The organism is Pseudomonas sp. R9.37 (genome assembly GCF_963878885.1).
In the GTDB taxonomy this organism is placed as follows: domain Bacteria; phylum Pseudomonadota; class Gammaproteobacteria; order Pseudomonadales; family Pseudomonadaceae; genus Aquipseudomonas.
Genome location: NZ_CAWNZA010000043.1, coordinates 1 through 12,789 on the forward strand (window position 1 = coordinate 1; position 12,789 = coordinate 12,789).

9 protein-coding genes are annotated in these 12,789 nt (G+C 60.3%); 8 read left to right on the plus strand and 1 reads right to left on the minus strand.

Annotated elements, in window-relative coordinates; genetic code table 11:
- Positions 1-2,923: retention module-containing protein (locus tag AACU78_RS19180; RefSeq protein WP_146151424.1), on the minus strand; the 2,923-nt coding region annotated here is incomplete at its 3' end.
- A gap of 343 nt (positions 2,924-3,266) precedes the next feature.
- Between AACU78_RS19180 and AACU78_RS19185 the strand changes: the two genes are divergently transcribed.
- From AACU78_RS19185 to AACU78_RS19220, 8 genes are all read left to right on the plus strand, one after another.
- Entirely contained in the window at positions 3,267-4,625 is a 1,359-nt protein-coding gene (locus AACU78_RS19185) for a TolC family outer membrane protein (protein ID WP_106577303.1), read from the plus strand.
- A 41-nt stretch (positions 4,626-4,666) separates the two neighbouring features.
- Positions 4,667-6,823 (plus strand): type I secretion system permease/ATPase, encoded by a 2,157-nt coding sequence (locus AACU78_RS19190; protein WP_106577756.1) that lies wholly within the window; start codon positions 4,667-4,669, stop codon positions 6,821-6,823.
- Positions 6,813-8,177: an HlyD family type I secretion periplasmic adaptor subunit gene (locus AACU78_RS19195; protein ID WP_106577304.1), complete on the plus strand. Its 1,365-nt coding sequence runs from the start codon at positions 6,813-6,815 to the stop codon at positions 8,175-8,177. Before AACU78_RS19190 ends, AACU78_RS19195 begins: the two co-directional genes overlap by 11 nt.
- A gap of 214 nt (positions 8,178-8,391) precedes the next feature.
- Positions 8,392-9,285: a TauD/TfdA dioxygenase family protein gene (locus AACU78_RS19200; protein WP_106577305.1), complete on the plus strand. Its 894-nt coding sequence runs from the start codon at positions 8,392-8,394 to the stop codon at positions 9,283-9,285.
- Between the two features lie 26 nt (positions 9,286-9,311).
- The gene (locus tag AACU78_RS19205; RefSeq protein ID WP_106577306.1) at positions 9,312-10,163 is read left to right on the plus strand and encodes an ABC transporter ATP-binding protein; all 852 of its coding nucleotides are present in this window, start codon (positions 9,312-9,314) and stop codon (positions 10,161-10,163) included.
- 11 nt (positions 10,164-10,174) lie between these two features.
- Positions 10,175-11,023, plus strand: a complete 849-nt coding sequence (locus tag AACU78_RS19210) for an ABC transporter permease (RefSeq protein WP_106577307.1) — start codon at positions 10,175-10,177, stop codon at positions 11,021-11,023.
- A 131-nt stretch (positions 11,024-11,154) separates the two neighbouring features.
- Positions 11,155-11,784 carry a TonB family protein gene (locus tag AACU78_RS19215; protein ID WP_106577308.1) on the plus strand — a complete coding sequence of 210 codons (630 nt, stop codon included), beginning with the start codon at positions 11,155-11,157 and terminating at the stop codon, positions 11,782-11,784.
- Between the two features lie 52 nt (positions 11,785-11,836).
- Positions 11,837-12,757, plus strand: a complete 921-nt coding sequence (locus AACU78_RS19220; protein WP_106577309.1) for a LysR family transcriptional regulator — start codon at positions 11,837-11,839, stop codon at positions 12,755-12,757.
- Positions 12,758-12,789: the final 32 nt, after the last annotated feature.

Sequence of the window (12,789 nt, forward strand, 5' to 3'; positions counted from 1 at the left end):
TATCGATCGAGTCGGTGATCGTGGTGGTGGCTGGCGCTGGGTTGGTCGCCAGGTTCTCGAAGTTACCACCGGTGGCGCTGGTGATCGTCGTGTTGACGGTCGAACCGTTGTTGTAGACGTCGTTAGCCGGCGTTTCAAACACCACCGAGCCTGCAGATTTACCGGCTTCGATGACGATGGTCTGACCATTCGAAAGCGTCACAGTCACCGCAGTTTGCGCCGGGTTAGTTAGCGTAGCGGTGTAAGTGATGTTGCCGCCTTCAACGACCGATGGGTCCGCCGTCAGGGTGACGGTTGTGGTATCGATCGAGTCGGTGATGGTGGTGGTCGCTGGCGTAGGGTTGGTCGCCAGATTCTCGAAGTTACCGCCAGTCGCACCGGTAATAGTGGTGCTGACAGTCGAACCGTTGTTGTAAACGTCGTTAGCTGGAGTTTCGAAAACTACAGTTCCGCTGGACTTGCCCGCTTCGATGTTGATCGTCTGACCGTTGCTCAAAGTGACGGTCACGGCGGTTTGCGCTGGGTTGGTCAGCGTGGCGGTGTAAGTGATGTTGCCGCCTTCAACGACCGAGTTATCGGCAGTCAGGGTAACGGTAGTGGTATCAATCGAGTCGGTGATCGTGGTGACCGCAGGCGTAGTGCTCGGTACCAGATTTTCAAAATTGCCGCCCGTTGCCCCAGTAATCGTGGTGCTGACAGTCGAACCATTGTTGTAGACGTCGTTAGCCGGAGTTTCAAAGACTACCGAGCCCGCAGATTTACCGGCTTCGATGACGATGGTCTGGCCATTAGAAAGCGTCACAGTCACCGGCGTCTGTGCAGGGTTGGTCAGCGTTGCGGTGTAAGTGATCTGGCCGCCTTCGGTGACAGTCTCGCCCGCCGTCAGCGTGACGGTGGTGGTATCAACCGAATCAGTAATCGTAGTGACCGCAGGCGTAGTGCTCGGTACCAGATTTTCAAAGTTGCCGCCCGTTGCCCCAGTAATCGTGGTGCTGACAGTCGAACCATTGTTGTAAACGTCGTTAGCCGGCGTATCCACCACAACAGTGCCAACCGACTCGCCCGCCTTGATGGTGATCACCGAGCCATTGCTCAAAGTGACCGTCACCGGCGTCTGTGCAGGGTTGGTCAGTGTCGCGGTGTAAGTGATCTGGCCGCCTTCGGTGACAGTCTCGCCCGCCGTCAGCGTGACGGTAGTGGTATCAACCGAATCAGTGATCGTGGTGACCGCAGGTGTAGTGCTCGGCACCAAGTTCTCGAAGTTACCGCCCGTTGCCCCAGTAATCGTGGTGCTGACAGTCGAACCATTGTTGTAAACGTCGTTAGCCGGCGTATCCACCACCACCGTGCCAACCGACTCGCCCGCCTTGATGGTGATCACCGAGCCATTGCTCAAAGTGACCGTCACCGGCGTCTGTGCAGGGTTGGTCAGGGTCGCGGTGTAAGTGATCTGACCGCCTTCGGTGACAGTCTCGCCCGCCGTCAGCGTGACGGTGGTGGTATCAACCGAATCAGTAATCGTAGTGACCGCAGGTGTAGTGCTCGGCACCAAGTTCTCGAAGTTACCGCCAGTTGCACCGGTAATAGTGGTGCTGACAGTCGAACCATTGTTGTAAACGTCGTTAGCCGGCGTATCCACCACAACAGTGCCAACCGACTCACCCGCCTTGATGGTGATCACCGAGCCATTGCTCAAAGTGACCGTCACCGGCGTCTGTGCAGGGTTGGTCAGTGTCGCGGTGTAAGTGATCTGGCCACCTTCGGTGACAGTCTCGCCCGCCGTCAGCGTGACGGTAGTGGTATCAACCGAATCAGTGATCGTGGTGACCGCAGGTGTAGTGCTCGGCACCAAGTTCTCGAAGTTACCGCCAGTTGCCCCAGTAATCGTGGTGCTGACAGTCGAACCATTGTTGTAAACGTCGTTAGCCGGCGTATCCACCACCACCGTGCCAACCGACTCACCCGCCTTGATGGTGATCACCGAGCCATTGCTCAAAGTGACCGTCACCGGCGTCTGTGCGGGATTGGTCAGTGTCGCGGTGTAAGTGATCTGGCCGCCTTCGGTCACCGTTCCACCCGCTGTCAGCGTCACCGTAGTGGTGTCGATGGTATCGGTGATCTGAGTCACGGCCGGATTAGGGTCGAGGGTCAGTACCAGGTTGTTGCCGCCAGTGGTGCCGGTGACGTTGACGCTGATCTGGCTTGGATCGATGTAAGGGCTGTCATTCGGCGCCAGCGGTACGTTGACGGTGCCGGTGGTCTGGCCGGCAATGATGGTGATCACTGCGCCGTTGGACAGTGTGATGTTCAGGTTGCTGGACGGTGCCTGGGTCACCGTGGCGGTGTAGGTCAGCACGCCGCCGGCTTCGGTGATGCTCGGGGTTGCGCTCAGCGACAGGGTGGACGCCTGCAACACCAGGTTGCCGCTGTTGTCGGTCGAGCCTTGGGCGCCCGCGAGCTGGGTTTGGGTCGCCGTGGTCTGGCCCAGAGGGCCGGTCGGGAAGCCGATGGTCGGGTCCACGCGGCCTGCGGTCGCGTCCAGCACAACGAAGCTGTGGCCGCCGCCCGCGGCGCCGTTACCGGCAGCGGTTGCGCCTGCGGCAGTGGCTTCCAGGTCGGTGGTCGGGTCGGCGCCGGCGGCGATGGCTTGTTGCAGCTCGGCAACCGACGGTGCGGCCTGCTCGGTGGCTGCGGCCAGGTCGAGGCTGGAGTCCGGCATGTCGGCGCTCCATTGGGTATCCCGACCGAGGTCCAGCGTGCGGCCGTCGGCCAATTCCAGGCTGACCGCGCCGGACATGCCGGTATCGACCTGGTCGCCCGCGAACAGGCGATCACCTTCAACGAGGACGCGGCGTGTCCCTTCCGGAGAAATAACGAAAACTTGACCAACAATGCTTTTGACGATGGCAACAACACTGCTCATTAAAGATTTCTCCGGCGATCCGTTTCTGATGATTTCCATGCGGCCGCTCGCAGGTGCGAGGGCCAAACAGGAGGGGGGCGTAGTCTAATTACTTACTGGCGTCAAATAATTGGCTAGATTTATTCGCTATCTAGTTTATGCCAAACTATTGACCTTCTGGTCGCCATCCTAAACAATTGGCCCCGTAATGTCACATTGATATTTATGCGGCGAACCGTCCTACATGTGTGAAGCAGTTCCGCTTTTTGAACTTTCCGACGTACGGTCATTACGGTAGCCATTATCCGACTCAGCGAGGCCGAATCGCTGTGATTTGAGACAAGAAGTCCTGGGGAATTTTTAAATGCGTTTGCACCTGTTCAAGGCAATACCGTTCGTACTCGCCGCCAGTTTTGTACAAGCCCAAACATTGCCCCAGGCCATGCAACAGGCCTTAGACGTGCACCCGGAAATTCAAGCCGGCGTGAACAGCCGTATCGCCGCCGATTACCAACTGCGCGCTGCACAAGGTGGTTACTTGCCTCGTGTAGACCTGAACGCCGGTTATGGTCGTGAAGGCACCGACGATTCCAACACGCGCGCCGCCAGCGGCCCGAACGGCAACCAGTGGGACACCCACAACCGCGGCGAATCGAGCCTGCGTCTGCAACAGATGATTTTTGACGGTTTCGCCACCTCCAGCGAAGTCGGGCGCCAACAAGCCAACGTCAATTCCCGCGCGTACTCCTTGCTGGGTACTTCCGAGCGCACCGGGTTGACCGTCGCCCAGGTGTACCTGGATGTGCTGACACGCCGTGAGTTCGTGCGCCTGGCTGAAGAAAACCTGCGCAACCACGAACGCATTTACGACCAGATCAAACTGCGCACCCAGCGCGGCGTCGGTAACGGTGCCGACCAGGACCAAGCCGAAGCGCGTCTGGCCCAGGCCCGCAACAACCTGATCACCGAGCAAACCAACCTGGCCGACTCCCAGGTCAATTACCTCAGCGCCGTCGGCCAGATGCCCGACCAGCTCGAGCGCCCGGCGCCGTTTGTAGCCATGCTGCCGGCTGACTTCAACGAAGCACGCCGCCAGATGCTCGACAACAGCCCGGTCCTGCGTTCGGCCGAGTCGGATATCTCCGCCGCCGAAAGTCAGTACGAAGCTGCCAAGTCCACCTTCTACCCGCGCTTTGATGCAGAGCTGGGCACGAATGCCGACAACAACGTCGGCGGCGATGCCGGCCACAGCAACGGTTGGGAAGCCATGGTGCGCATGCGCTTCAACCTGTTCGCCGGTGGCAGCAACAAGGCCGACCTGCAATCGAAGTCCTACCAGGCCAACCAGGCACTGGATATCCGCAACAACGCCCTGCGCCAACTCAACGAAGAACTGGGCCTGGCCTGGAACGCCCTGAACAACGCCAACGCGCAATTGCCGGTAGCCCAGCAGTACGTGGATCACAGCACCCGCGTGCGCACCTCTTACCAGCAGCAGTTCAGCCTGGGCCAACGTACCCTGCTCGACTTGCTCGACAGTGAGAACGAATTGTTCACCGCTTCGCGTCGTTTGGAAGAGATCAAGAACATTCAGTTATTTACTCAATATCGAATCAAGGCGACCATGGGCGAATTGCTCAAAAGCCAGGGCGTGGTCGCACCGATGGCCTCCGTCGTACAGAACGACGTGAAGCCAAAAGTCCAACTGCCTGGGATGAATTGAGTCACCCCTATAGCCCCATCTGTTAGTCGAGAGTGCAGCGCGTGGAATCCGAAGTCAGTCGAGTTCATCTCAGTCATGATCCACGCACGCTGCACGACGACCCGTTATTGGACGGGTTGTTGGCGCTTTGTGCCTTGCATCAAAAACCGGCCAGCGCGGCCATGCTCACCACCGGCCTGCCGCTGCCCTTGCAGCGCCTGAGTGCCGAGCTGCTGCCGCGTGCAGCCGCGCGTGCCGGCCTGCAAGGGCGGGTGCTGCAACGCAAGCTGGAACAGATTCCGACCATCGCACTGCCGGCGCTCCTGTTGCTCAAGGACGGTCGCAGTACGGTGCTGGTAGGTTGGCAAGGCGAAGACGAAGCCCGCATTCTGCTCAGCGAAAGCGATGGCGGTGAGGTGCTGATCAAGCGCGAGCTGTTGGTCGACGATTACATCGGCAAAGTCTTCTTCGCCCAGCCGCAGCACAAATTCGACGTCAACCACGGCACGCTGATCCCGCGAGCGCGTTCGTGGTTTCGCGACACCCTCAAGCGTTCGCGCTGGCTCTACACCGACGCCATCGCCGCCAGCTTCCTGATCAACATCATCGCCATGGCGGCGCCGCTGTTTGTGATGAACGTCTACGATCGAGTAGTGCCCAACCAGGCCACGTCCACCTTGTGGGTGTTGGCCGTGGGCATCGGCGGCGCGTACCTGTTCGACCTGGTGCTCAAGAGCCTGCGCAGCCTGTGCCTGGACCTCGCCGGCAAAAAGACCGACCTGATCATCTCGGCCACGCTGTTCGAGCGCATTGTCGGCATGTCCATGAAGTACCGCCCGGCACGGGTCGGCAGCTTTGCGCAGAACATCCATGAGTTTCAAAGCCTGCGCGATTTCCTCGCGTCGCTGACCCTCACCAGCCTGATCGACCTGCCGTTCACCCTGCTGATTTTCCTGGTGATCGCCATCCTCGGCGGCCACCTGGTGTGGATTCCGGTGCTGGCTTTCCCGATTGCCCTGGGCATCGGCTACGCCCTGCAAAAACCGTTGGTAGCGACCATGGAGCGGACCATGGCCCTGGCTGCCGAGCGCCAGTCGAGCCTGATCGAAACCCTCGCAGGTCTGGACGCGGTCAAGGTCAACAACGCCGAGAGCGAGCGTCAGTACGGCTGGGAACAAACCATCGGCACCCTCAGCCGGCTTGAGCTGCGCGTGAAGTTGCTGTCGGGCCTGTCGATGAACATGACCCTGCTGATCCAGCAACTGGCCGGCGTGATCATGATCGTGTTCGGTGTGTACCAGATCATCGACGGCAACCTCAGCATGGGCGGCCTGATTGCCTGCTACATGCTCAGTGGCCGTGCGCTGAGCCCGCTGGCCTCGCTGTCGGGCCTGCTGACTCGCTACCAGCAAGCCAAGGTCACCATGACCTCGGTGGACCAGATGATGGAGCTGCCCCAGGAGCGCAATTTCGAAGAACGCCCGATGAGCCGTCGCACCCTGCAAGGTGCCATCGAGTGCCGTGGCCTGAACTTCACCTACCCGAACCAGCAGAACGCCGCGCTGAAAAACATCAACCTGGTGATCAAACCGGGCGAAAAAATCGGCATCATCGGCCGCAGCGGCTCGGGCAAAAGCTCCCTGGCCAAACTGATCGTCGGCCTTTACCAGCCCGACTCCGGCGCCTTGCTGGTGGACGGCGTGGACGTACGCCAGATCGACGTGAGCGAGTTGCGCCACAACATCGGCTATGTCGCCCAAGACATCCAGCTGCTGGCCGGCACCCTGCGCGACAACCTGGTCTCGGGTGCGCGTTATGTCGAAGACGAAATGGTCCTGCAAGCCGCCGAACTGGCCGGCGTGCACGAATTCGCGCGCCTGCACCCGCAAGGCTATGAACTGCAAGTTGGCGAGCGTGGGCAGAACCTGTCCGGCGGCCAGCGCCAGAACGTCGCCCTGGCCCGCGCGCTGTTGCTCAACCCGCCCATCCTGCTGTTGGACGAACCCACCAGCGCAATGGACAACACCGGTGAAGAACGCTTGAAACAACGCCTGCAAGCCGTGGTGCAAAACAAGACCGTGGTGCTGGTCACGCACCGTGCCTCACTGCTCTCGCTGGTGGACCGCCTGCTGGTGGTCGACCGTGGGCAGATCCTCGCGGACGGCCCGAAAGCCGTGGTTATGGAAGCGTTGAAAAAGGGGCAGATCAGTGTTGCTTAACTCCATCAAAAGCGCGGTCGGCCGCTACTTCAAAGGCTCCGATTCGTTGCAGGGCCAGCCGCTGCCTGAGGTCAACAAGGCACTGATCGAAGATGCGCCGCGGGTCATCCGCCTGACCATTTGGGCGATCATTGCGTTCTTCGTATTTTTGGTCGTGTGGGCGGGCTTCTCCAGCATCGACGAAGTCACCCGCGGCGACGGCAAGGCGATTCCGTCGTCCAAGCTGCAAAAAATCCAGAACCTGGAAGGCGGCATCGTCTCCGAGCTGTTCGTCAAGGAAGGCCAGATCGTCGAAGCCGGCGCGCCGCTGATTCGCCTCGACGACACGCGGTTTGTCTCCAACGCCGGCGAAACCGAAGCCTTGCGCCTGGCCATGCAACTGCGCGTCGAGCGCCTGAGCGCGCAGGTGGATGACCGCCCGCTGAACATTCCCGACGACGTGCTCAAGGCCGCGCCAAGCCAGGCGGCCAACGAGCGTTCGCTGTATGAAAGCCGTCGTCAGCAGTTGAAAGACGAAGTCGGCGGTTTGCAGGAGCAACTGGTGCAGCGTCAACAGGAACTGCGCGAGTTCACCTCCAAACAAGGCCAGTACCGCAGCCAGTTGTCCCTGCAGCGTCAGGAAATCAACATGTCCGAGCCGTTGGTGGCCCAGGGTGCGGTGTCGCCGGTGGAAGTGCTGCGCCTCAAGCGCGCCGAAATGGAAACCCGCGGGCAGCTGGACGCTACCACCCTGGCAATTCCCCGTGCCGAATCAGCTATCAAGGAAGTGCAGCGCAAGATCGACGAAACCCGGGGCAAATTCCGCAGTGAAGCGCTGACTCAACTCAACGAAGCGCGCACCGAACTGAACAAGGCTGAGTCCACTGGCCGCGCCCTCGAAGACCGCGTCAGCCGCACGCTGGTCACTTCGCCGGTGCGCGGTATCGTCAAACAGCTGCTGGTCAACACCGTCGGTGGCGTGATCCAGCCGGGCAGCGACATGGTTGAAATCGTGCCGCTTAACGACACCTTGCTGGTGGAAGCCAAGATCCGCCCACAAGACATCGCGTTCCTGCACCCTGGGCAAGAAGCGATCGTCAAATTCACGGCCTATGACTACACCATCTATGGCGGGCTGAAGGCCAAGCTCGAACGCATCGGTGCTGACACCATCACCGACGAAGACAAGAAAACCACCTACTACATGATCACCTTGCGCACCGACCGCAGCCATTTGGGCACCGATGAGAAGCCGCTGCTGATCATCCCCGGCATGGTGGCCTCGGTGGACATCATCACAGGCAAGAAAAGCATCCTGAGCTACCTGCTCAAGCCGATCATCAAGGCGCGGGCCGAGGCGTTGCACGAGCGCTGATCTTCAGCGCCGGCACGGGCCTCATCGCGGGCAAGCCCGGCTCCCACATTTGAATGTGTACACCCATCAAATGTGGGAGCTGGCTTGCCTGCGATGGCGCCCTCAGCTTCACCACAGACCCCCACCCTAATGCATATCGATATTCACTAACGGTATTTAATCGCCCGTTCTTATATCTATAAAGTCACTCCTCTGTCCGACCGGGAGTGCCCTCATGTCCGCCACCTCTACTGTTCCAACAGCGACCGTAACCGCCCAAACCTTCGAGATCCGGCCATTCCCCGGCAGCGTTGGCGCCGAGATCGTCGGCCTGGATGTGTCTCGCCCGGTTAACGATCAGGACTTCGCGCGCATCCACCGCGCGCACCTGGATCACCACGTCTTGGTGTTCCGCGATCAACGCATTACCCCCGAACAACAGATCGCCTTCAGCCGCCGCTTCGGTGTGCTGCAGATCCACGTGCTCAAACAGTTCCTGCTGGCCAACCACCCGGAAATCCTGATCGTCTCCAACATCATCGAAAACGGCCAATCCATCGGCCTGGGTGACGCGGGCAAGTTCTGGCACTCGGACCTGTCTTATAAAGAGCTGCCAAGCCTGGGCTCAATGCTGCACGCCCAGGAGCTGCCCTCCGAAGGCGGCGACACGCTGTTTGCCGACATGCACAAAGCCTGGGACCAATTGCCCGAGCCCCTGCGCAAAGCGGTGGAGGGCCGCAGCGCCGCGCATTCCTACACTGCGCGCTACAGCGAAACCAAATTCGAAGGCAACTGGCGGCCAACCCTGACGCCTGAGCAACTGGCCCAAGTGGCCGAAGTAGTGCACCCGATCGTGCGTACTCATCCGGAAAACGGTCGCAAGGCGCTGTTCGTCAGCGAAGGTTTCACCACCCGCATCGTCGGCCTGCCCGAAGATGAAAGCCGCGACCTGCTGGCCCAGCTCTACGCCCACAGCGTGCTGCCGCACAACATCTACCGCCACCAGTGGCAGCCCCACGACCTGGTGTTCTGGGACAACCGCTCGCTGATCCACCTCGCCGCCGGTTGCCCGAGCCACCTGCGCCGCAAGCTGTTTCGCACCACCATTCAGGGCGATGCGCCTTTCTAATACTGGTCCTCGGCAAGAGAGTTGAAATGAACGCGCCCCTGCAAGGCCACGCGGCCAGCAACCTGAACACCGCCCAGCCGCTGTTGGCGGTGGACCACGTCAGCCTCGAATACCGCACCCCCGAGCGCGTGGTGCGGGCCACCCATCAGGTCAGTTTCGAGATCGACCCGGCTGATCGCTACGTGCTGCTCGGCCCTTCGGGCTGTGGCAAATCCACCTTGCTCAAGTCCATCGCCGGGTTTATCAAACCCTGCGAAGGCGAGATTCGCCTGCTCGGGCAAAAGGTCGAACAACCCGGCCCGGACCGCATCGTGGTGTTCCAGGAATTCGACCAGTTGCCGCCGTGGAAAACCGTCATTCAGAACGTGATGTTCCCGCTGCTGGCGTCCAAAACCTTAAAGCGTCGCGAAGCCCAAGAGCGAGCGCTGTACTACCTCGAAAAAGTCGGCCTCAGCGCTTTTGCCGATGCTTACCCGCACACGCTGTCCGGCGGTATGAAAGCGCGTGTGGCGATCGCTCGCGCCCTGGCCATGCAACCGAAAATCCTGCTGATGGATGAACCCTTCGCCGCCCTCGACGCCTTGACCCGACGCAAGATGCAGGAAGAACTGCTGCTGCTCTGGGAAGAGGTGCGCTTCACGCTGTTGTTCGTCACCCATTCCATCGAAGAAGCCTTGGTGGTGGGAAATCGCATCCTGTTGCTGTCGCCGCATCCGGGGCGCGTGCGGGCGGAAATCCATAGCCATCAATACGACCTGCACAGCCTCGGCGGTGTGGAATTCCAGGCGTCGGCGCGGCGCATTCATCGCCTGCTGTTCGATGAAGCGCCCGAGGCCGAACGTGAGTTGGGTTTTGCCGATATCCGCATCGCTTACTAAGGGGCCGACCTATGCGCCAGGAATTTGAAGTACACCTCGAACCGCTGCTCAGCGTCCCCGTTGAACGCGAGCTGCCGCTGCGCCAACGCTTGTGGCAGCAAGGCTGGCTGCGCAAGGGCCTGATCCTGATCGTGTTGGCGATCCTCTGGGAGGCAGTCGCGCGTTACCAGAACAATGACCTGCTGCTGCCGAGCTTTTTGCAGACCGCTCAAGCGTTATTCGACGGCCTGCTCAGCGGTGAGTTGTTGAGCAAAGTGAGCATCTCGCTGGCGGTGCTGATCAAGGGCTATGTGATCGGCATCGTGCTGGCGTTTGCCCTGACTACGCTGGCGGTCTCGACCCAGCTTGGCCGCGACCTGCTGAGCACACTGACCTCGATGTTCAACCCGCTGCCGGCCATTGCATTGCTGCCGTTGGCCCTGCTGTGGTTCGGCCTGGGGCAGAACAGCCTGATTTTCGTGCTGGTGCATTCGGTGCTGTGGGCTTTGGCGCTGAACACGTATTCGGGGTTTCTTGGCGTGTCTGAAACCCTGCGCATGGCCGGCCGCAACTACGGCCTCAAGGGCATGCGTTTTGTGCTGTTCATCCTCATCCCGGCGGCGCTGCCGTCGATCCTTGCCGGCCTGAAAATCGGTTGGGCATTTGCCTGGCGCACATTGATCGCAGCCGAGCTGGTGTTCGGCGCCACCAGCGGCAAGGGCGGTTTGGGTTGGTACATCTTCCAGAACCGCAATGAGCTGTACACCGACAAGGTGTTTGCCGGCTTGGCCGTGGTTATCCTCATCGGGTTGCTGGTCGAAAATCTGGTGTTCAACACCTTTGAGCGGCTGACGGTGAAGCGCTGGGGCATGCAGCGTTGATCCTACTTATCTGTAGGAACGATCCTCTTCAAATAGGAATGATTGCTCATTGGTCTCGCTGAGTCCGATAATGCCGGCCGAACCTGACGTCGCCTTGACGTCAGGCATTCCCGGTAGAAGGATTTACGGCGATGCGGTTTTTTGTCTTGGCTGCGGCTTTATTTTTGTCGACGTCGGTGTTTGCTCAATTCAAGCCTGAAGCGGTGTCCATGCCCAAGCCGCATTACCCGGCAAACCTGATCAACCTCCAAGGGCATGCGCGTATCAGCCTGAATATTCACAACGACGGAACCGTCAGCGATGTCAAAGCGATCAGTGCCACCCAGCCTGCATTCGGCGCGGCTGCCGTGGAGGCGGCCAGTCAATGGCGGTTCAAAGCCTGGGCGGTAAACGCCGATCAGCCAGCGGTGCTTGAGGCGCAAAACGATATGGTTTTCACGCCTGAACCGGCAAGCAAGGAAGAAGCGACTCAACTGTCTTTTACGCAAACTACCTATCAAACCTGCCGCGCGTTGAGCGAAGAAGTCAGCCAATTTCGCCGTGACCATCCCGCCCGCCCGTTGATCGCCATGAAGAGCTTTGCTATTACCCGTGTGGCGGTGATGTTTCCGGCGTTCACCGGTAAAAGCGACTACAACGAGAGCCTGGCCCGAGCCGATGAACTGGAAAAATCCCTGCCGGATATAGTGCGCAAGTGTCAGGCTCATCCCAAATCCACTTATGCTCAGTTCCTGCCGCGCAACTTGAGGCGCTACCTGTAAAGCCTGCTACGATTGCGTGCGCTTCACTCCCCACTGAACACGAGTGCTTGGCATGCAATTACCGGACATGAACCTGTTGGTCGCCCTCGACGCCTTACTTGATGAAGGCAGCGTGGTCGGCGCCGCGCGGCGCATGAACCTCAGCCCGGCGGCCATGAGCCGCACCCTCACGCGTATTCGCGAAGCGGTGGGCGATCCGATCCTGGTGCGCGCCGGGCGTGGCCTGGTGCCGACGCCCAAGGCGCTGCAGTTGCAAGGCCAGGTGCGCAACGTGGTGGAGCAGGCGGCGTTGTTGTTCCGCTCGGCAGACCAGGTTGACCTCAGCACCTTGCGCCGGCGATTCAGCGTGCGTGCCAATGACTTCTTTGTCGGCGTGTATGGCGGTCGGCTGTTCGACACCATGGAACGCATGGCACCGCAGTGCGAGCTGTGTTTCGTGCCTGAAGGCGACACCGACGACGAGGCATTGCGCGAAGGTCGGCTGGACCTGCGGGTGAGTAATTCCATGCCATCCAGCCCCGAAGTGAAGGTGCAGAACCTGTTTTCCACCACCTTTGTGGGCCTTGCGCGCGAGGATCACCCGCTGTTCGACGAAGAAATCACCGCCGCGCGGTTTGCCAGCTACTCCCACATCAGCATTTCGCGACGCGGCATCGCCCGCGGGCCAATCGACACCGCGCTCAATGCCCTGGGCCTGGAGCGCCGCGTGGCCATGATCGCCCCAGGCTTTCATGGCGCGATGTTCATGCTGCCCGATTCCGACCTGCTGCTGCCGGTGCCCAAGGAAGCCCTGCTGAGTGCCAATCGCCTGAAGCTGCCCCTGCGCGCATTCCAGTTGCCGATCTCCCTGCCGACCCTGATGCTGGCCCAATTCTGGCACCCGCGTTTCGACAAAGACCCTGCCCATAAGTGGCTGCGCGAAACCATGCGCGAGAGCTGCCACGCCACCTGGCTGGAAGCCCAGCCCACCTAAAGTGTAGGCACTGGCTTATCGTGGCGAGCGGG

Excerpts from the sequence above, each read along its gene's own strand:
- AACU78_RS19215 (WP_106577308.1), top strand. The coding sequence starts at position 11,155 with ATGCGGTTTTTTGTCTTGGCTGCGGCTTTATTTTTGTCGACGTCGGTG.
- AACU78_RS19210 (WP_106577307.1), top strand. The coding sequence starts at position 10,175 with ATGCGCCAGGAATTTGAAGTACACCTCGAACCGCTGCTCAGCGTCCCC.
- AACU78_RS19220 (WP_106577309.1), top strand. The coding sequence starts at position 11,837 with ATGCAATTACCGGACATGAACCTGTTGGTCGCCCTCGACGCCTTACTT.
- AACU78_RS19200 (WP_106577305.1), top strand. The coding sequence starts at position 8,392 with ATGTCCGCCACCTCTACTGTTCCAACAGCGACCGTAACCGCCCAAACC.
- AACU78_RS19205 (WP_106577306.1), top strand. The coding sequence starts at position 9,312 with ATGAACGCGCCCCTGCAAGGCCACGCGGCCAGCAACCTGAACACCGCC.
- AACU78_RS19185 (WP_106577303.1), top strand. The coding sequence starts at position 3,267 with ATGCGTTTGCACCTGTTCAAGGCAATACCGTTCGTACTCGCCGCCAGT.